Here is a 19,193-nt window from a genome sequence, read left to right on the forward strand (position 1 = left end):
GAGCCCATCCACTAATTGTGAATGGGCTTTATAGTAAGTGTCAGTTGACACGTTAGAAACAGTTATTTTTTATTCAAAAATGCACGTAACATCCAATTTTGCTTTTCATTAAATTGCATGAACGCATTGATCATATCATTCGATCCTTCGTCATTGGCTTCATCGGTGATTTCCAAAAGATCGCGCTGTAAACCGATCAAGGTCTCCAAATCATCAACAACAGCTTTTACCAGGTCAATATCCGACATGTCAATGGTATCTATTTCTTTTATCTCAGCAGTTTCTAAATAGTCCTGATATCTACTCAATGGTGATTTTCCGAGCGTTAAGATACGTTCAGCCAATTCATCTATTGTCGTAATTGCATTATTATAAAGTTCTTCAAATTTAGCATGTAAAGTAAAGAAATGAGCCCCTCTCACATTCCAATGGCATCCTCTTAACTTCTGATAATGCACATGGTAATTGGCCAATAAATCATTTAAGTGATCTACTACAGGCCGTAATTTTTTTTCTTCCAAACTAATTGATTTCGGATTCATATATATCAATAATTAAAATGTTATAGTATGCGGTAATCGCCTATATGGCACACATAGCTGAACTACCGTGCACAAACATAACATTACCGAACAATTATTGTTTAATAAACTTTCTCTTCTTTCTTTTTTCTTACAAAAAGATTATAATTCTCATGCTTTTCAACATAGATTATTGCGTCTTTTTCGATGTAGCCATCTAACGCTATGGCATCGTACCATTTTCCATCAATTTCAATTTTGCCCGATGGCCGTAATGCTGTTTTTGCAACACCTTCTTTATTGATCAAATCGACATTTTTGACAGACGATACGTACCCCATACCCGACTGTTGTTCGTCGGCCAATACAAGCCGTTGAAACGCCCGGGATTTCAAGATGCCTTTGCCAAAAATCACACACAACACAATAGATCCGATGGTAGAAGCCAGCACAATGATGAAGGAGGCCATTACTTGATTGGGCTCAACGGGAGAGAAATTAAATCGTTCGTTAGGCACCATACTGAACGCTAGACCACAGACGAGCGCAATGATCCCTAAAATACCGGCAACTCCGAAGCCTGGGATTACAAAAACTTCTAATAAGAGTAAAATCACCCCAACAACGAACAGGGCAATCTCCCAATGATCTGCCAAGCCCTGAATATACAGCGGGGCGAAAAATAACAATGCCGCAATAATGGCAACAACCAGTGCAAAACCAATGCCTGGAGTTTGCATCTCAAAGTATATTCCGCCAATGATCATCAGTATCAGCACACCGCTTACCGCAGGATTAATTAAGAAATCAATCACCTTATCTACCCAGGTTGTTTGATAACGTTGCACTACGGGAGCATTTAGATCTTCCTGTGCAAGAATTTCCGCTGTACTAGACACTTCAGCTGTAGCCATTCCTACTTTTATAGCTTCACTGGTCGTCAAGGTTAACACCTTGCCTGGTTCTTTCAATTCCGGAAGTACAACATCTGGATCAACAAAAGCCTCCGCAATCTTAGGATCACGTCCCTTTGCTTCGGCAGTAGCGCGCATTAACCCTCTCATATACGACTGGTATTTTTCAGGCATAATTTCTCCCTGTTGATTGACCACGCTAGCGGCGCCCATGCTTGCTCCTTTCACCATATATATGCGGTCGCATGCCAGCGCAATCAACGCTCCTGCAGAAGCCGCGTTATGATTAACAAAAGCAACTGTTTTTATAGAAGAATTCAGGATTTTGGTACGAATAGAATCCGCATAATTCATCATACCTCCATAAGTGTTAAGCTCTATCAGCACCAAGTCAACACCTGCACTTTTCGCTTCAGTAAAAGCCCGATCTGTTTTCCGCCAAGCGGCAGGACCAATATCTTCACTGATATGAAACTGGTAAACTTTACTTGCCTGTCGATTTGCAGATGCAATCGTCAACATAGCAATAAACAACACCAATGTGCATAAGGCATATCGATAATATGTGCGGCTAGCTAAGGTCATATGTTTTATTTGTTCTTTAATATTAATCCACTTACTTTGCAGGATAATCATCATTTTTTTTACGTGCAGATTTGTGGCATTTTTTATAAAGATAACTAAAAACTTAGATAAAATACCTTTTTATGCAATATACCAAGACGGCATAAAAAAGAGTTTATCGATCTCTCATCTGCCTTTGAGAGCTTTCTATAGATGAAAAATACATAATTCTGTACGCAATTTGCAGGTATAATGGAAAAAGCATTCGATCATATTTTTGCAGGTGCCATTTGGAAAATGGATATCCATGAAATAGCTGAATTATTGGCTATAGAATGGCGGGACAGCTCCGGACAACCTCATTTCGCTGTAATCCATTATCCAAGTGGTCGCTTGTTGTTTGATGAAGTCACGTATGGTAACCGGTGGTGGACATTGGCAGCCGTAACTGCTCAGCACTTGTTGCTGCAACATTACCCGAGCCCCGATCAAGCGGTAACCCAGGGTTTGGTAGCCATTGACATTCATAAGAAGGATGTCGTATGGGAAGTTTTTAATTATCAATTCCAGGAGCTCGCTGCTTCAGGCATTGTTGTTAAGCAGCTTGCAGGCGTTGGCAAACATATGTCGGTTGTCGACGAGCATTCTGGGGCAATCGTTGCAGCAAAAGCTGAACGCAACCAGCTGAACTCACTGCCAAGAAACATCCATTATGCTTTACCAACGCCCCGCACGCCTTCATTGCCGCTAACGACCACAAAAGTAGTTGGGCCATATTTCCTGTTAGAAAAGGGTACTCGGGAGTTCTGGGCGTTCCACGAACAAAAAGAAAAGGGTTATCGCGTTAGATTTGCTGTCATCGTGCATGGCCAAATTTTGTTCAACGAGATCATGATCGATAACCTGTCTTATTTATTGCCAGAGCTGTTCTTTATGGTTGGCGAACAATTGTTTTTTATACGGAATAATAAACGGGAAATTGCTTCGTATTTTGTATAATTGCAGTGCATATGAAGAATAAGAAATTATTGAAAAAATTAGGCCTCACGCTCACCTGTATGATGGGGACGAGCGTGATAGCTTTTGCTTATCCAGTAGTAAGAGATTCGATAGGTGTAGAAAACCAGGATGGGAAAAAAATCATCTTACATAAACTTGAGCCAAAGGAAACTTACTATTCTTTGAGCAGAAAGTATAACCTAAATGCAAAAGATCTGATTGCCTTTAATGCTAACAAGGCGCTAAAAGTGGGGGATGTAATCAAAGTACCAACAAATTTAGATTTTGCAGGCGCGCCATCACATGAAGCCGACATCCCAAGTGATAATGACAGACCTCCAGTTGGAGGTGGCGCCACAATGACATCGCAAGCTTCGGATTATATCGAATATAAAGTTGGCTCGAAAGAAACACTTTTCGCTATTTCTAAGCGGTTTGGTGTAACTGTTGACGCGATAAAAGAAGCTAATAACTTAACAGACAACTCATTAAAAGCTGATCAGGTTATAAAAATCCCGAACACACCTGTGGAAGCTGCCGCAGCAGACCCTAACGCCAATAGAAGAGTTATCACTAACGAAGAGCTCAGCACGGCATCGGGAGGAACACTAACGTCCAGCGAGACAGCGGAAGAAGGCAACGACACGGAAGAATCAAAAGCTGAAACACCGGCTAACAGATATGGCATCAAACAAGTGACTGCCAATGGAGTGGGAATTTGGATGGATGATTTAAATGGAGAAACTGGAAAAATGCTCGCGCTGCATAATGCTGCACCGATAGGAACAGTTATTAAGATTACCAATCCAATGACAAACAGAACTACTTATGCTAAGGTCGTTGGCAAATTTAACGAAACGTCTGAAAACAGAGATGCTATTATTGTGATATCAAAATCCGTAGCTTCTTTGATTGGCGTTATTGATAGACGGTTCCAAGTCAACATCAGTTATTAAAACGAACTTCCGATTGGTTGTTTAACCAAAATTAAGCAACCACCTATTATTTTTTATGGGTTTTGGTTATTTTGCAGCCGAATTCAATTAGCACATGTCTAAAAAACCTTATGTTATTGGTATAGCTGGTAGTAGCGGTTCTGGGAAGACCTTTTTTCTAAAGTGTTTTCTTAATCACTTTAAAGCGCACGAGGTCACCTTGATCTCTCAAGATGATTATTATATACCCGTGGTTACTAAAACACGGGAGGAAAACAGACTTTACAATTTCGATCTTCCCACTACCATTAACAGCGCATTATTTTATGATGATATTAAAGCGTTGATTACCGGGAAAACGGTATTTAAGGAAGAATATACCTTTCATAATCCTAACATTAAGCCAAAGCTACTGGAATTAAAGCCTGCACCTATTCTCTTGGTAGAGGGTTTATTTATTTTTCATTTTAAAGAAATAAATGCTTTACTGGATGAGCGTATTTTTATGCATGCGGAGGAAGAGATAGCACTAAAACGCCGCTTGAAGCGTGACTTGCTGGAGCGAGGTTATAATGAAGAGGATGTGAAATATAAATGGTTCAACCATGTATTGCCCAGCTTTAAAGAATATCTTCTTCCCTATAAATCGCTGTGCGATCATATTATTGAAAACAATACAGATGATACACAGCGAATGATAAAGATTACCGATGAAATTTCTGATAGTCTGAGAAGTAAACTCCAGCTTTAAAGTTTCATTTCCGGAACGACGGCATCGGCGAAAAACTTACCGGCGGTAGCATTTCGGATCTGCTCTACACTTATTCCGGGTGCTCGTTCGAGTAGGCGAAAACCTCCCTGCTTTTGGTCTACTTCAAAAACAGCAAGCTCCGTAACAATTTTTCGAACACATTTCACCCCTGTTAGAGGAAGCGTGCAAGTAGACAGTAATTTACTTTCGCCCGCCTTATTCACCTGCTGCATGGCTACAATAATATTTTTGGCCGCCGCCACCAAATCCATTGCCCCACCCATTCCTTTTACCATCTTGCCTGGAATCTTCCAATTAGCAATATCTCCAAATTCTGAGACTTCCATTGCACCCAAAATGGTCAGATCCACTTTCTGTGCCCGTATCATACCAAAACTCATGGCAGAGTCGAATATTGCCGAACCCGGCAAAGTGGTAACCGTTTGTTTACCAGCATTTATCAAATCTGCATCCTCCTCCCCCGCAAAAGGGAAAGGTCCCATGCCCAATAAGCCATTTTCAGATTGTAGTACTACCTCTATATCATCAGGTATATAATTGGCTACTAAGGTCGGTATACCTATACCTAAGTTTACGTAGTAGCCGTCTTTTATTTCTTGAGCAATACGCTGCGCTATTCCTTCTTTAGTTAACATGTTTTGATTGCATTGTAAATTGTTAATGCCGTTGCTATTCAACCACTTTCACCCCCTAACCGTTCTCTTTTCAATCCGTTTCTCGTAATTCTTTCCTTGAAAAATTCGATGAACGTATATACCCGGTGTGTGCACCTGATCGGGGTCCAATGATCCGACGGGAACGAGCTCTTCAACCTCAGCAATGGTTATTTTTCCTGCCATAGCCATGATAGGATTAAAGTTTCTAGCAGTTGAGCGAAAAATAAGGTTTCCTGTTGTATCGCCTTTCCATGCCTTCACTATGGCAAAGTCGGCTTCAAATGCCAGCTCCATTAAATAGTCTTTACCACTGAAATTCCTGACCTCTTTTCCTATGGCCACTTCTGTACCGACGCCTGCCGGGGTAAATATAGCTGGCATGCCATAGCCCGCAGCCAAACATCGGGTTGCAAGGGTACCTTGAGGAATCAACTCCACCTCCAATTCATCGGATAGCAATTGACGCTCAAATTCTGCGTTCTCTCCTACATAGGAGGCTATCATTTTTTTTACCTGCCTTTTTTGAAGCATAAGTCCAATACCAAAATCATCGACTCCGGCATTATTAGAAATACAGGTCAAGTCTGTTACCCCTTTTTTTACCAGCGCTTCAATACATTTTTCAGGAATACCGCACAGACCAAAACCTCCCAACATCAAGGTCATACCGTCTTTGATTCCTTCGATAGCTTCATCTGCATCGTTAACGACTTTCTTTATCATATGGAATTGTTTAAAAATTGGCTGTCAGGTGTCCAATTTACAAATTTTTATTTTACAGGGCAAAAGAAAAACAGAATTTAAAACAGCTATTAATACCGAAGGTTTGCCGACATATTCGCAGACCTTCGATATGCCTCTCGGCAAAACATATTAAAAACGCTGTCGTTTTTTGGAAAATATTTAGAATTGATTTAAATAATAGTTATCTTTGCAACGCAAATTGATGAAGATGAAGACATTGAGTTTTTTTGAACCTCAAACTTGGAAAGAAAACCCGTTAGATCCCGAAAACCATAAAGGTTTCAATCCCTACCTATCTTGCTGTGATTTTAAAAAATGCTGTAAGAAGTATAAGAAAGGGAAACGCTGTAAAAAATGCCCTAAAGGATAGAAAATTGTTATCCAAACCTTTTCTCCTGAACAGGTCTACCAACCATACCTTTACATCAACAGTCAAGTATATTTTATACTTTCCCCGTTATAGATTATGACAGCATACCCAATAAATAATAGCGGCCTCTCTACACCGATCTCGAGTCCCGTCCGCTTATCTTGCACCACTTCCTGACCGGCAAACCCCAAACCGAAGGATTGGGCCCGCGCAAACTGCATATTTAAATATACACAAAGCAGATAAGTAACATAGTATTTTAGCTTCATAATTCCATTACTCCAAAAGTAGGTTGTTCTAACAGGCTTTTGCCTAATACAGACACATATTTAATTGTTGAAGTTAAGTTTTCCAAAAAACATGCATATTTTATTTTGATATCACCTGCCAGGCTATTTCGAACAACAAGTATACAAACAAAATTCTTGTATATTAGTTGTTTGGATAGTCATATGTCGAAACAACAACTGCTAACACTCATTGGCGTTTTACTGGCGCTTTTCCTAGGTGCTCTCGATCAAACTATCGTAGCTACAGCTTTACCTAAAATAGCATCAGATCTTCAAGGGATCGATCGTTTTTCTTGGGTAGCCACTGCCTATTTAGTTGCCTCTACTACCCTCGTACCTATTTACGGAAAGTTAGCCGACATGTATAACCAAAAAAAAATTGAGCTGACTGCCATTTGCATTTTCCTTATAGGATCTTTTCTTTGCGGAGTGTCCGGTGAATTTGGTTCGTTACCCTTGATTGGTGACGGCATGAACCAGTTGATACTTTTCAGAACCATACAGGGTATTGGCGGTGCTGGCCTATTTGCCATGGCATTCATCATTATCGCCGGTCTTTTCCCTCCAGCCGAAAGAGGCAAATACCAAGGGATGGTAGGAGCAGTATTTGGCCTCTCCAGTGTGCTTGGTCCTACCTTAGGTGGATTACTGGCAGATCATGGTAGCATGCTGGTGCCGGGTATCGAAGGTTGGCGCTGGGTGTTCTATGTCAACGTTCCTTTTGGCGCCCTGGCTCTCTGGTTTATCGCTTTTCGGATGCCAAACTCAGTAAGCAAAAAAACAGTTAAAAAATTTGATTACCTATCTGCTCTCTTATTAATAGCTGCGTTGATGCCTTTAGTCACCGCTTTGCAAATGCATGGCAGCGATCACTCGGAACAAATTTTTCGATCGGCGCTGTTTATCTTTGCTTTTATTGCATTCATTCTCCTTTATTTCAGGTCCATTCGATCAGACAATCCAATATTAAATCTCCAACTTTTCAGTAATAGTGTTTTTAAAACGGCCAATACAGCAACTTTTCTGATCGGAATCAGCTTTATGTCTCTCGTGATCTTTATGCCTTTGTACATGGTCAACGTTTTGCAAATGGAAGCTACTACAGCTGGCTTAACGATGGTTCCTTTATCCGCAGGTATGTTAATAGGTTCTATCGGTGCTGGACAAATAGTTTCCAGAATTAACCACTATAAAATGATTTTACTGATTAGTATTGCATTCGCAGCTGTAGGGGTTTTTCTTCTTACAACAATGAATATGGAAACCAAATTATGGGAGATATGTATGTATTTAACCATATGTGGCATTGGCTTAGGGCCTACAATGCCTCTTTTTCCACTCATTGTGCAAAATGCGGTAGACCCTAATGAAATAGGACAATCGACCAGTGCTGTTCAGTTCTTCAGACAGATCGGAGGCGCCATTGGAGCTTCCCTCATGGGAGCCATCTTAAATTTCAACCTGGCCAAGAGCAAACACCAATTTGCTGAGCTAACGGGAGAGATTTCTACGCGAAGCCAGGCTCCCACACCTATGGAATTACAATCCCTTATCAGCACGGCCGCCACACAAATTTTTATCACGGCATTTTTCATTATGCTCTTAGCATGGGCGATTACCTGGCTTGTACCACAATTGGTATTAAGAAAAACAAACGACTAGCATGACCATTGCCTAAGGATCGAACACGGCACCCCTCTAATTTAAATACACATAGGTGATGCCATCCCCCCCTCTGTCGGGATGTTCATCCTCCATACGATTGACTTGGCTATATTTACGCAGGTAATCACGCACCATCTTCCGTAAAATCCCATCTCCTTTCCCATGAATAATCTTCAAGCTGGGGTAGCCCATCATAATAGCTTTATCCAAATGTTTTTCAATTGCCTGTAAAGCGTTATCGGTGCGCATACCTCTTACGTCTAATTCGGGGTAGAAACCTGCTAGCTCTTCTGTAAGTGTTGCACTATGTGCCCGCTTAACGGCTTTCGGCACTTCTTTATTGGACATTTTCTGTACCCTTTTTCGTTTTACAACGGAGCGCAGTTCGCCCATTGCCAATATGATGTTATCTTTAGCCACTTCCAACACTTGCGCGACATTCCCCGAATCGATAATTTTTACCCAGTCGCCCATTTTTAACTCTTCCTTTAGTTCCTTTGCTGCGACCGTAGGTATTTTAGCTTCAGCTACTTGGTGACTATCGAGCGTTTGCTGCAGATGCTGCCGTAGTTCTTTGGTTTTCTCCTTATCGGCCTTACTCGCTTTAATTTGTGAAATGGTGTTTTCGATCAGTTTATTAGCATTTTTAATGATCTCCTGTGCTTCTATTTTTGCTTGTTTCAGGATATCTTTTTTATTTTCGTCGAGGTAGTGCCGCAAATCTTCATTGTCACGCTGTAATTTACCTAGTCGTTGCTCCCGCGTTTCCAGCTGCCGCTTTGCGTCTGAGATGTTTTTCTTTTCCCGTTCCAAATCAACAAGCAAAGTGTCTACCCGTTTCTGCTGGGCACCGATCTTCCGTTTTGCAGCATGTAGCACCGCTTGTGGGAGACCTATTTTCTGGGCTATTTCGAAAGCATAGGAGCTGCCGGGTTTTCCAATCTCCAATATATACAATGGTTTCATCGCTGCATTATCAAATAGCATTGAAGCATTTTCCAGTCCTTCTGTTGCGTTAGCAAAATTTTTGAGGTTTGAATAATGCGTGGTGATCACCCCTCTAATTTTCTTTTCATTTAACACTTCCAGTACGGCCTCGGCAATAGGTCCACCAAACTGCGGATCGGTACCCGTACCGAACTCATCAATGAGCACCAGGGTTTTTGCATTTGCATGTGCGGTAAAATGTTTCATTTTCGATAAATGCGCACTATAAGTACTCAAATCACTTTCTATAGACTGATCGTCACCTATATCTGCAAAAAACTGCCTAAACACGCCAACTGTTGAAGACTCGTCGGCGGGAATAAGTAGGCCCGCCTGCGCCATCATCTGCAGCAGCCCAATGGTTTTCATGCAAACGGACTTTCCTCCCGCATTTGGACCGGAAACTACGATTACACGCTGTACCTCATCAATTTTTACATTGAGCGGTACTACTGTTTGCTTTTCCCTTTTGAAGTTAAGCGTTAACAAAGGGTGTCTGGCATTAATTAATTCCAATGCGGCATCTTTTACAAGCTGAGGCATCTCAGCACCCAATTCTATGGCAAATAGTGCCTTCGCACGTACAAAGTCCAGTTTACTTAGCAATCCATGATAAGCTAATAACAAAGGTATATTTGGACGAAGCTCATCGGTAAGCCTCGTAAGAATTCGAATAATTTCCCTTCGTTTCTCGAATTCCAAATCACGCACTTTATTATTCAAATGGAACACTTCTTCTGGTTCAATAAACACTGTTTGTCCAGTGGCCGACTCATCGTGTATAAAACCTTTAACTTTCCTTTTATTTTCAGCTAAGAGCGGAATACATAAACGCCCGTCCCGAACGGTTAAATTTCCATCGGCCGTCCATCCACTACGCTGTGCACTTTTGAATACCTGATCAATTGTCTTACGTGCTTCCTGTTCAGCCTTTGCAATGCCACTGAGAATATCGGTGAGTTGAGGAGAGGCATTTGACTTCATCTTACCCTTTACATCGATAACCTGCTCGATGCTCCTCACAATTGATTTCTCAATTGGTAAATGCTCGAAAAGGGCTTCTAAGTTCGGGTATATGCCATCCCGCTCATTAAAATAACTGATAACAGCGAAAACCGTTCTTAATGAAAGGAATACGTGAAAAAACTCTTCCTCGGTTAAAAAGACGCCTTCTACCCTCGCTTTTTCTGCCAAATGACGAATAGGATATAAATGTTCAATAGGTAAGGGCGAATCATTTAACAATATTTCTTTAAATTCATGCGTTTGCCGCATGAACTTATTCATCTGATCAAAATGGTACAGAGGCTGTATCTTATCAACCATTTGTCTACCCATTTCGCTCAAACAATGTGTTTTTATAAGTGCTTTGATCTCGGTAAAACCCAACTTATCAACAGCATTTTCCGGATAAATCATTCTTGTAGTATTTAATTGCTCAAAGTACAGCGTACCAAGCATTTGGTGAACACTTCCTTTGGATATTGAAAAGCCTTCGCTGCCATCAAATTTGACGCATTATATTAACCAAAGGCTTCAAAAACAGGGAACAAAGGTAGTGAATTAATACAAGTTATTATGCTGAAGCTCATCGCTAAATAAATTCAGGCTCCCCCAAACACCTCATCAATAACGTTGGCCATGTTTATTGATAAATGGCCGCACTTTGTTTAAAAATTAAAATCATTTACTAAATTCGCTATTTATCAAAGCTAATTAACGCCTTTTACACAACCATCGTTTTTATAAGAAATAATTGCCCTTTCAATTGCGATGTTGTTAAAGTAACACTGCGTGGCAAGTAGGCGGAGATTTAAGAATAGCCCCCAGAAATAGCCAGTTATAGTGATGTCGATGCTATAAAACTATGAAGGTCTATCTAAAAAACAGCAACAAAACAATATTAGATTAGATTTTAGAAATGATGATAAGAATTTTAAAGACCGTTATTATAATAACCTTATATGCTTGCCAGGTACAGGCTCAGACACCAAATACGTTGAGCACTGACGAAAAAGCGGACGGATGGCAACTTTTGTTTAATGGAAAAAGCTTTAGTGGCTTGAAACAAATAGCCAGTGGTGGTTGGGAGATAAAAAATGGCGAACTTTTGGCCACGGTCATACCACATGGTAAACAGATGGATATCATAACAGCAACGCAGTTCAGCAATTTCGAACTAATTTTTGAATTCAAGCTATCGGAAAACACCAACAGTGGAGTTAAATACCTAGTAGTAAATAACTTACCCAACCAGAAAGGCAATTATCTAGGTTTGGAATATCAACTATTAGATGATCTTAATTACCGATACGCTGAACGAGGGAATCTGCGTTCTCTAGCTTCACTCTACGACCTCATTCCAGCTGATGACGGAAAGCAGACAAGGCCGCTTGGAGAGTGGAATATTGCCAAAATCAGGGTGCAGGGAGATCATATTACACACTGGCTGAACGGCGACCAAGTAGTAACTTACGATCGCAATAAAAAAGACTTTAAGGACTTGATTATGAAAAGCAAATATAAGGATATGTTAAATTTCGGTCAGCAGGAAAAGGGCCATATACTTTTTCAAAATGAAGGTACTCCTATCGCTTTTAGAAACATTAAGATAAAGGTTTTATAGTAGGACACCGTGAATGTGGGTTATTACAAAATATAGCAACAACGTTAGTATATTTATTTATTCTTCAAAGAATCCAACGAGGTTGTTTGCGAAACGGTATCCTGCCCCAACAGCCCTGCTAACTTTTCGTTACTACCTTTGACAAGAAACATACGTCCTACAAAGGCTTGATACGCTTCCCTTGACCATGGTTTGGGTTGAAGGGCTATCGAATCCTTATTTTTCCAGAATAAAAGATTTTTGGTGAGTTGCCAATCAAGGGAGTCAGCTTTGATCCGCAGCACACTATCCTGTACAGCTGCATTTTTTATGGAATCGGCAATATAGATTTCGCGTGTTTTAGCATCCCTTATACCTTGTTCTGTTGTTTGCATTTGCTGCAAGTGTTGTTCAACCTGAGCATAAATACCATTAAGTGTTTGCGGATCCTGCGAATAGTAAATTAAACTTTTATGAAAGGAAGCCGAATCGACACCGTATTTATCAAAAACCGCTTGATAATATTTGTTAGCCAATAATCGCGAAGAATCTTGGGGCAGGGAATAAATATATCCTTCAGCCAAATGGAAATCGCTCAACAGAGATACCATCTCCTTTTGACTAACAATATCTGCAGGCTTCCTGTCTTTATTACAGGCCGCTAACAAAATCAATGCAATAAATCCTATTAATAACCGACTCATTTCTTTAAATTCGCCGTAAAATTACAAATTTAATACGGAGCTTTGATCAAGGCTTCCAATTAGCGAAAGACAAATATTTTAAAACACTTATTTATAAATACTTAAGAAACACAATTAAACAAATAGCATGCTAAAGCTGAAATACTAGTTGCTAACATTAAATATGAGTATTACAGACAATATACAAAAAATTAAGAAGGAAACTGATCAATTACAAGTTCAGCTGATAGCGATCTCCAAGACCAAACCCTTAGAAGACATTAAGGAGGCTTATGATGCCGGACAGCGTGCATTTGGCGAGAACCAGGTGCAGGAACTTGTAGAAAAACACGAAGCACTGCCAAAGGATATTGAGTGGCATATGGTGGGTCATCTCCAGACAAATAAGGTTAAATACATCGCCTCATTTATTACCCTAATACACTCGGTAGATAGTTTAAAACTTCTAAAAGAAATCAATAAACAGGCATTGAAAAATAATCGCATTATTGATTGTTTGTTACAGATTCACATTGCAGATGAGGAAACGAAGTTTGGTTTAGACTATGATGAAGTTATCGAGCTGTTACGTTCGGACGAATTAGCAGATTTGCAAAACGTGCGTGTTATTGGCCTTATGGGAATAGCTACAAATACCGACAGAGAAAAAGTGATCAGAGAAGAATTCTACGAATTAAAAACACTTTTTAATGGAATAAAGGATAGTTTCTTCAGGAAAGAAGATAGCTTCAGGGAGGTATCTATGGGCATGTCTTCCGATTATAAAATAGCCATTGAACAAGGAAGTACGATGATACGTTTGGGCAGTACGATTTTTGGTTCCCGTTAAGTGATCAATGTGTTTTAGGAAGAAACGACACCCTCTAAAAAGATCCTAACTGAGCAAAAAACAATAGTGACATGAATATAAACATACGAAAAGCAGTTAAAGCCGATTGCCCCAGAATTTTGGCGTTAATACATGAATTAGCGTTATATGAAAAAGCGCCACATGAAGTAACGGTTACCTTGAAGGAAATGGAGGATGCCGGATTTGGATCACAGCCAGTATGGGAAGCATTTGTAGCTGAAACTGCTGGCGTGATACAGGGTATCGCATTGTATTATATCAGGTACTCAACCTGGAAAGGACGAAGGATTTACCTAGAAGATTTAATTGTAACTGAAGAGATGCGAGGTAAAGGTATAGGTAAGCTACTTTTTGACTGCGTATTGAAAGAGGGAAAAAGGAAAGGCTACAGTGGTATGGCCTGGCAGGTATTAGATTGGAATGAAACAGCCATTAATTTTTATAAAAAATATAATGCTTCTTTCGACTCAGAGTGGGTAAATGTTTCGATAAACAATTAGTTATGAATCTTGTTACTATTATTTATTAATAATAACTGACAAGTAAATTATTTATTATGAAGGTGTTATACCTAATATTTTTTTTCGCTTTTATTATTATTACCGCATGTGAGACAAGGCCCGGTAGCGATGCGGGCAGTTCTGGAGTAGACACGCTTCAGTATAGCTACCAAACCTATTCCCTACAAAGCAAACATCTTATTGATAACGAGGAGAAAAAAGACACTACATATTTTAATGCCGCTTATCCCAGGTTTGAAGATCAGGCAATACAAGGTTTAGTTGCCAGAAACATCACGAGCAACAATAATCCAGACAGTACTTATGATTCCCTCGAAGAAGAAGCAGAAGCTTTTATAAGTAATTTTGACGACTTCATTGAAATGGATGAATATCCTAGAGCCTGGTTTACGGATATTCAAGCTAAGGTTATTCAGAATACGCCAAATTATTTAGCGCTCTGCATTGATCATAGTGAATACACTGGTGGCGCCCACGGAAATTACGCTACTTTGTTCTTTAATTACGACCTCTCTCGAAGAGACACTTTGGGTTTAGGGGAGGTTATTCCGACAGAACATTGGGAAACACTGGATAGTATAGCAGAAGTGATTTTCAGAGAGCAAGAAAACCTTTCGACCAGCCAGGATCTTTCTGATGCATACTTTTTTGAAGATAATACGTTTCATTTAAACACAAACTTCACACTTAACTCCAAAGGATTATTATTTTTGTATAATGTTTATGAAATAAAACCCTATGCTGCGGGAACAACAGAACTATTGATTCCTTATCCGTCTATCGAGCAGCTGATGACTGAAAAAGGAAAAAAGATCCGGGCAGAGTTAAAATAGATTCTTTAGAATATTCTTATTAATGCAAATATATAAATTCGGTGGAGCATCCGTGAAAGATGCGGAGGGGGTTAGAAATGTAGCCCACATAATAACACAGCATAAAGATAAAGAACAACAACTCATCATCGTGGTTTCCGCTATGGGTAAAACCACTAACCTATTGGAAAATCTAACAAAAGCATATTATAATCAAGATGAGCAAACACATCTCTACTTTGAACAAGTAAAAGAATTTCATCAAAACATACTGGAAGAGCTGTTTGAGGATCGAACAGACGCTATTTACAACGACGTTTCCAACCTTTTTGTAGAAATTGACTGGATTCTTGAAGAAGCACCACAAGACACCTATGATTACCTATACGACCAGATAGTATCTATTGGTGAGCTTGTTTCATCACGTATTATTGAGGCTTTTTTGAGAAAGCAGCAGATCGACAGCTTGTGGCTAGATGCCAGAAATTATATTCATACAGACAATACTTTCAGAGAGGGAAATGTAGACTGGGAAAAGACGGAACGCGGCATACTATCGTCCATTCCTTCTCTAGTAGAAAAGCACGTGCTGGTTACTCAGGGCTTTATCGGTAGCACGTCTGAAAACTTCACAACCACACTCGGCCGCGAAGGCTCCGATTATACCGCAGCTATTTTTGCTGCTTGTTTGAACGCGTCGCTGGTAACGATCTGGAAAGACGTTCCCGGTGTACTCAATGCCGATCCAAAATGGTTTGACGCCACGGAACTAATTCCTGAACTATCCTATCTAGATGCCATTGAACTGACCTATTATGGTGCAACAGTTATCCATCCAAAAACTATTAAACCCTTACAGAATAAAGGCATCGCATTAGCTGTGCGATCGTTTGTTGATCTAAAGAATACGGGTACTATTATAAAAAGTACCAACAGTACACTTCCTGTGTCGTCGTTTATATTTAAGGTAAATCAAGTGCTTATCTCTATTCTTCCGAAAGATTTTTCTTTTATTGTTGAAGATAATTTCAGCCATATTTTTGATGTTTTTGCTAAACACCGATTGAAAATCAATATGATGCACAATAGTGCCGTTAGTTTTTCGGTAAGTGTCGACTATGATGAACAGCATATTGTATCACTTGTTAAAGAACTCAGAAAACAATACGATGTGGAGTTTAAACGTGATCTGGAGCTCGTTACGATCAGGTACCATAACCAACAAACGATTGAACGGGTGCTGGTAAATAAAAAAGTTATTATGCAGCTACAAGATAATTACACCTGTCAAATGCTCATTCAGTCGATTGCCTAGGAATGAATACTGCAATATTGACAGCAGCGGTACAGGATTTTTTGCGTAAGCATATCACCATGTCTCCTGCTATCCTAGCGTTAAGTAAGAGTCCTTTTACTGCTGTCAGTTCCCGCGAACTCGCCAGTCAATTAGATGGTCTAAGACGAAGTCAAAAGAAGTTACCCTTATGGCACCATACACCAGGAGTTTATTTTCCTGAACTGCTTGCGTTAGAGCAATCTTCCTCTAGCCTGACGGCTCGATACAAAAGCAGCCTTATCCCGCCAAACTGTACGGTGATTGATCTCACCGGAGGCTTTGGGGTCGACAGCTATTATTTCTCAATCGAAGCAAAAGAGGTGATCCACTGTGAGCGCCAACCCGAGCTTTCGCTCATAGCAGCGCATAATGCCGACCAATTGGGCGCAAAAAACATCCAGTTTATTGCTGGCGACGGGCTTGCCTACTTAAAAACTGCCGAACAACAATTTACGGTTATTTATATAGACCCATCAAGACGTGTAAAACAACAGAAGGTATTCCGTTTGAGTGACGGTGAACCGAACGTTGTTGAAGAGCAGGCTTTTTTACAAACAAAGGGCGATATACTCTTAATTAAAGCGGCACCTCTACTTGATATTAAGGCCGCATTGGAAGAACTCAAATATGTAAAAGAGGTGCATATCCTGAGTGTACAAAACGAATGTAAAGAGTTACTCTTTGTAATCGAGCACAAATATAACGGCCTTCCTCGATATTGTTGCGCAGCCTTACACCCACAGCAAGAACAGCAACTACTAACATTCTCTAAGGAACAGGAAGAAAATGCTGTTGTTAGATATACAAATCCCAAAAAGTACCTATATGAGCCAGATGCTTCACTTTTAAAGGCAGGCTGCTTTAAATATTTAGCCAACTTTTTTCACCTGGAGAAATTGCAAAAACATACCCACCTATACACATCTGCTCATTTGAATAGTACATTTATGGGTAGAACCTTTGAAGTGTTGTCTTTCGAAACCTATGCGGCATTTAAAAAAAGAAAGGAGCGGCAACAGGCTAATATAAGCACCAGAAATTTCCCGCTCAAACCAGAGGAGATAAAAAGAAAGCATCGCATAAAAGACGGAGGAGACAGCTATTTATTTTTCTGCACAGGTTTTCAAAAGGAATTGATGGTTATTCGCTGTAAAAAAATTACGTGATAGTGAGCACTCGAAATGAAGACACCGAGCCACTTGTTTGTTACAATTAACAATAATTAACAATTGGGCATTGTCTGTAACATCAACTTTGTGTAGTTTTGACACCAAATGATGAAATGGCTAGTTAGATTACTATCGTTTTGTATTTTTCTGTTAGTTGGAGGTAACCAACTACTTATACATCCGTATCAGGATGCTAGAAACTACTCCAAACAGCAAACCGAAAGGTTAACACATACGAGTTTTGGATCAGTAGGGGGAAAGTCTCTTACCGTCACTAAAGCTGATCCGTTTGGCTTACCTCATGTGCATGACAATTTAGCCATAGAGGATAGTGAGGATAAAGATGACGATTGGTTCTCATTGAGAAAACCTTCTCTTATCTGTAAGTATTTTAATATCTTTTACGCTCAAGCACTCAACCAATTGTGTCTCTATTTCAGAAAAAGCTTACCTTCCTGTGAGCATTTCTCCTATTTTTCATCTCACACATATCTCCTATTCCGAGTAATTAAGATTTGATTTGCCGAAAAGCAAACAGGTAATACTACGCCTGATACGCTAAGCTTCAATACGTGCTGACACCTTCCCTGTTGGCCACAACTGATATCAACATATGCCACAAGGCGCATCATTTTTTAAGTGATCATTAAGATAATCTTATTGCTTTAACGCAACGTCACAATGAATAAATTACTCATATTTATGAGCTTGTACAGCCTGTTATGCTATACAAGCTGTCAATCTAAAAAGGAAGAAAAGGAAGAAGAAACCCAGTTTTCCGTTACCAGCCCCATACAGATGGATACCGCTATTACCAAAGATTATGTCTGTCAAATCCGTTCCATACACCATATCGAGCTCAGGGCCCAGGAACGAGGTTATCTAGAAAATATTTTCGTAGACGAAGGTCAGTTTGTCAAAAAAGGACAACTACTGTTTAAAATCATGCCTAAGTTATACGAAGCCGAGATGCAAAAAGCAAAGGCCGAAGCAAAGGCCGCTGAAATTGAATATGATAACACCAAATCGCTTGCAGACAGAGATGTTGTCTCTCCGAACGAACTGGCCATGGCCAAAGCAAAATTCGACAAGGCTGTGGCCGAACTGGCATTGACGCAAGTCCACCTCGAATTTACCGAGATCAGGGCTCCATTCGACGGCATCATCGACCGCTTTCATGTACGACAGGGAAGTCTTGTTGACGAAGGAGATTTACTTACTGAGCTTTCAGATAATAGCAAAATGTGGGTTTACTACAATGTTCCGGAAGCCGAATACCTCGACTATAAAATGGCCGTAAAGAAAGACAATCCTATACCGGTAAAGCTCCTCATGGCCAACAATAAGTTATTCGAACACACCGGCATGGTAGAGACCATTGAAGCAGACTTTAACAACGAAACAGGAAACATTGCCTTTAGAGCTACATTTCCGAATCCCGACGGACTGTTAAGGCACGGAGAAACCGGCAACATAAAAATGCTGGAACCATTAAAAAACGTGTTGATCATCCCCCAAAAAGCGACTTTTGAAGTGCTGGACAAAAAGTACGTCTACCTCTTGGATAAAGAGGATAGGGTAAACCTAACGCCTGTTACTGTTGGGGCCGAAATACCGGATTTATACATTGTTACCCAAGGGCTCAGCGCAGACGATAAGCTATTGCTCGAAGGTTTACGGAAAGTAGAAAATAAGGACAAAATTTCCTATAGCTACCAAGACCCTAAATCGGTCATTGCCCACTTAAACTTACCAACAGAATAACGTACGTATTTTTAA

General features: G+C 40.1%; 19 protein-coding genes. 12 read left to right on the forward strand and 7 right to left on the reverse strand.

What is annotated here, in order from left to right; all coding sequences use genetic code 11:
• Positions 1 to 62 precede the first annotated feature (62 nt).
• Together H8S90_RS24815 and H8S90_RS24820 are read right to left on the reverse strand one after the other, a co-directional pair.
• A complete protein-coding gene (locus H8S90_RS24815) occupies positions 63 to 542 on the reverse strand; it encodes a Dps family protein (RefSeq protein WP_187340433.1) in 480 nt (159 codons plus the stop codon).
• A gap of 101 nt (positions 543 to 643) precedes the next feature.
• A complete protein-coding gene (locus H8S90_RS24820; RefSeq protein WP_370525672.1) occupies positions 644 to 2,074 on the reverse strand; it encodes a nodulation protein NfeD in 1,431 nt (476 codons plus the stop codon).
• Positions 2,075 to 2,251: 177 nt separating this feature from the next.
• Here H8S90_RS24820 and H8S90_RS24825 point away from each other — a divergent pair, with 177 nt between their 5' ends.
• From H8S90_RS24825 to H8S90_RS24835, 3 genes are all read left to right on the forward strand, one after another.
• A complete protein-coding gene (locus tag H8S90_RS24825; RefSeq protein ID WP_187340434.1) occupies positions 2,252 to 2,998 on the forward strand; it encodes a DUF4905 domain-containing protein in 747 nt (248 codons plus the stop codon).
• An 11-nt stretch (positions 2,999 to 3,009) separates the two neighbouring features.
• Positions 3,010 to 3,954: a LysM peptidoglycan-binding domain-containing protein gene (locus H8S90_RS24830; RefSeq protein ID WP_187340435.1), complete on the forward strand. Its 945-nt coding sequence runs from the start codon at positions 3,010 to 3,012 to the stop codon at positions 3,952 to 3,954.
• Between the two features lie 94 nt (positions 3,955 to 4,048).
• Positions 4,049 to 4,684: a uridine kinase gene (locus H8S90_RS24835; protein ID WP_187340436.1), complete on the forward strand. Its 636-nt coding sequence runs from the start codon at positions 4,049 to 4,051 to the stop codon at positions 4,682 to 4,684.
• On the opposite strand, the gene H8S90_RS24840 is transcribed toward H8S90_RS24835, so the two are convergent.
• The 3 genes from H8S90_RS24840 to H8S90_RS24850 form a co-directional block, all read right to left on the reverse strand.
• Entirely contained in the window at positions 4,681 to 5,340 is a 660-nt protein-coding gene (locus H8S90_RS24840) for a 3-oxoacid CoA-transferase subunit B (RefSeq protein WP_187340437.1), read from the reverse strand. The two genes, H8S90_RS24835 and H8S90_RS24840, sit on opposite strands and share 4 nt — an antisense overlap.
• A 48-nt stretch (positions 5,341 to 5,388) precedes the next feature.
• Positions 5,389 to 6,084, reverse strand: a complete 696-nt coding sequence (locus H8S90_RS24845; protein WP_187340438.1) for a CoA transferase subunit A — start codon at positions 6,082 to 6,084, stop codon at positions 5,389 to 5,391.
• A 453-nt stretch (positions 6,085 to 6,537) separates the two neighbouring features.
• Positions 6,538 to 6,696 (reverse strand): hypothetical protein, encoded by a 159-nt coding sequence (locus H8S90_RS24850; protein ID WP_187340439.1) that lies wholly within the window; start codon positions 6,694 to 6,696, stop codon positions 6,538 to 6,540.
• A 231-nt stretch (positions 6,697 to 6,927) separates the two neighbouring features.
• Here H8S90_RS24850 and H8S90_RS24855 point away from each other — a divergent pair, with 231 nt between their 5' ends.
• Complete coding sequence (locus tag H8S90_RS24855; RefSeq protein ID WP_222852189.1) at positions 6,928 to 8,427, forward strand: MDR family MFS transporter; 1,500 nt, start codon at positions 6,928 to 6,930, stop codon at positions 8,425 to 8,427.
• Positions 8,428 to 8,463: 36 nt separating this feature from the next.
• Here H8S90_RS24855 and H8S90_RS24860 read toward each other — a convergent pair whose 3' ends face one another.
• Positions 8,464 to 10,836 (reverse strand): endonuclease MutS2, encoded by a 2,373-nt coding sequence (locus H8S90_RS24860; RefSeq protein ID WP_187340440.1) that lies wholly within the window; start codon positions 10,834 to 10,836, stop codon positions 8,464 to 8,466.
• Between the two features lie 502 nt (positions 10,837 to 11,338).
• Between H8S90_RS24860 and H8S90_RS24865 the strand changes: the two genes are divergently transcribed.
• A complete protein-coding gene (locus tag H8S90_RS24865; RefSeq protein WP_187340441.1) occupies positions 11,339 to 12,043 on the forward strand; it encodes a DUF1080 domain-containing protein in 705 nt (234 codons plus the stop codon).
• Positions 12,044 to 12,096: 53 nt separating this feature from the next.
• On the opposite strand, the gene H8S90_RS24870 is transcribed toward H8S90_RS24865, so the two are convergent.
• Positions 12,097 to 12,726, reverse strand: coding sequence for a DUF4296 domain-containing protein (locus H8S90_RS24870; RefSeq protein WP_187340442.1), 630 nt, complete (start codon positions 12,724 to 12,726; stop codon positions 12,097 to 12,099).
• 163 nt (positions 12,727 to 12,889) lie between these two features.
• Here H8S90_RS24870 and H8S90_RS24875 point away from each other — a divergent pair, with 163 nt between their 5' ends.
• The 7 genes from H8S90_RS24875 (at position 12,890) to H8S90_RS24905 (ending at position 19,178) form a co-directional block, all read left to right on the forward strand.
• The gene (locus tag H8S90_RS24875; RefSeq protein WP_187340443.1) at positions 12,890 to 13,555 is read left to right on the forward strand and encodes a YggS family pyridoxal phosphate-dependent enzyme; all 666 of its coding nucleotides are present in this window, start codon (positions 12,890 to 12,892) and stop codon (positions 13,553 to 13,555) included.
• A gap of 71 nt (positions 13,556 to 13,626) precedes the next feature.
• The gene (locus H8S90_RS24880) at positions 13,627 to 14,076 is read left to right on the forward strand and encodes a GNAT family N-acetyltransferase (RefSeq protein ID WP_187340444.1); all 450 of its coding nucleotides are present in this window, start codon (positions 13,627 to 13,629) and stop codon (positions 14,074 to 14,076) included.
• Positions 14,077 to 14,132: 56 nt separating this feature from the next.
• On the forward strand, positions 14,133 to 14,930 hold the full coding sequence (locus tag H8S90_RS24885) for a DUF3298 and DUF4163 domain-containing protein (RefSeq protein ID WP_187340445.1): 798 nt from the start codon (positions 14,133 to 14,135) through the stop codon (positions 14,928 to 14,930).
• A gap of 22 nt (positions 14,931 to 14,952) precedes the next feature.
• Positions 14,953 to 16,224 (forward strand): aspartate kinase, encoded by a 1,272-nt coding sequence (locus H8S90_RS24890; RefSeq protein ID WP_187340446.1) that lies wholly within the window; start codon positions 14,953 to 14,955, stop codon positions 16,222 to 16,224.
• 2 nt (positions 16,225 to 16,226) lie between these two features.
• Positions 16,227 to 17,411 carry a class I SAM-dependent methyltransferase gene (locus tag H8S90_RS24895; protein WP_187340447.1) on the forward strand — a complete coding sequence of 395 codons (1,185 nt, stop codon included), beginning with the start codon at positions 16,227 to 16,229 and terminating at the stop codon, positions 17,409 to 17,411.
• 108 nt (positions 17,412 to 17,519) lie between these two features.
• Positions 17,520 to 17,933, forward strand: coding sequence for a hypothetical protein (locus H8S90_RS24900; protein WP_187340448.1), 414 nt, complete (start codon positions 17,520 to 17,522; stop codon positions 17,931 to 17,933).
• A 162-nt stretch (positions 17,934 to 18,095) separates the two neighbouring features.
• Positions 18,096 to 19,178: an efflux RND transporter periplasmic adaptor subunit gene (locus H8S90_RS24905; RefSeq protein ID WP_187340449.1), complete on the forward strand. Its 1,083-nt coding sequence runs from the start codon at positions 18,096 to 18,098 to the stop codon at positions 19,176 to 19,178.
• The last annotated feature ends 15 nt before the right edge of the window (positions 19,179 to 19,193 follow it).

Source organism: Olivibacter sp. SDN3 (assembly GCF_014334135.1).
In the GTDB taxonomy this organism is placed as follows: Bacteria; Bacteroidota; Bacteroidia; order Sphingobacteriales; family Sphingobacteriaceae; genus Olivibacter.

Bases quoted from the DNA above. Each gene is read 5' to 3' on its own strand.
- H8S90_RS24820 (WP_370525672.1), bottom strand. From the start codon at position 2,074: ATGATGATTATCCTGCAAAGTAAGTGGATTAATATTAAAGAACAAATA.
- H8S90_RS24815 (WP_187340433.1), bottom strand. From the start codon at position 542: ATGAATCCGAAATCAATTAGTTTGGAAGAAAAAAAATTACGGCCTGTA.
- H8S90_RS24825 (WP_187340434.1), top strand. From the start codon at position 2,252: ATGGAAAAAGCATTCGATCATATTTTTGCAGGTGCCATTTGGAAAATG.
- H8S90_RS24875 (WP_187340443.1), top strand. From the start codon at position 12,890: ATGAGTATTACAGACAATATACAAAAAATTAAGAAGGAAACTGATCAA.
- H8S90_RS24905 (WP_187340449.1), top strand. From the start codon at position 18,096: ATGAATAAATTACTCATATTTATGAGCTTGTACAGCCTGTTATGCTAT.
- H8S90_RS24860 (WP_187340440.1), bottom strand. From the start codon at position 10,836: ATGATTTATCCGGAAAATGCTGTTGATAAGTTGGGTTTTACCGAGATC.
- H8S90_RS24845 (WP_187340438.1), bottom strand. From the start codon at position 6,084: ATGATAAAGAAAGTCGTTAACGATGCAGATGAAGCTATCGAAGGAATC.
- H8S90_RS24870 (WP_187340442.1), bottom strand. From the start codon at position 12,726: ATGAGTCGGTTATTAATAGGATTTATTGCATTGATTTTGTTAGCGGCC.
- H8S90_RS24855 (WP_222852189.1), top strand. From the start codon at position 6,928: ATGTCGAAACAACAACTGCTAACACTCATTGGCGTTTTACTGGCGCTT.
- H8S90_RS24830 (WP_187340435.1), top strand. From the start codon at position 3,010: ATGAAGAATAAGAAATTATTGAAAAAATTAGGCCTCACGCTCACCTGT.
- H8S90_RS24850 (WP_187340439.1), bottom strand. From the start codon at position 6,696: ATGCAGTTTGCGCGGGCCCAATCCTTCGGTTTGGGGTTTGCCGGTCAG.
- H8S90_RS24895 (WP_187340447.1), top strand. From the start codon at position 16,227: ATGAATACTGCAATATTGACAGCAGCGGTACAGGATTTTTTGCGTAAG.
- H8S90_RS24840 (WP_187340437.1), bottom strand. From the start codon at position 5,340: ATGTTAACTAAAGAAGGAATAGCGCAGCGTATTGCTCAAGAAATAAAA.
- H8S90_RS24900 (WP_187340448.1), top strand. From the start codon at position 17,520: ATGATGAAATGGCTAGTTAGATTACTATCGTTTTGTATTTTTCTGTTA.
- H8S90_RS24865 (WP_187340441.1), top strand. From the start codon at position 11,339: ATGATGATAAGAATTTTAAAGACCGTTATTATAATAACCTTATATGCT.
- H8S90_RS24885 (WP_187340445.1), top strand. From the start codon at position 14,133: ATGAAGGTGTTATACCTAATATTTTTTTTCGCTTTTATTATTATTACC.
- H8S90_RS24880 (WP_187340444.1), top strand. From the start codon at position 13,627: ATGAATATAAACATACGAAAAGCAGTTAAAGCCGATTGCCCCAGAATT.
- H8S90_RS24835 (WP_187340436.1), top strand. From the start codon at position 4,049: ATGTCTAAAAAACCTTATGTTATTGGTATAGCTGGTAGTAGCGGTTCT.
- H8S90_RS24890 (WP_187340446.1), top strand. From the start codon at position 14,953: ATGCAAATATATAAATTCGGTGGAGCATCCGTGAAAGATGCGGAGGGG.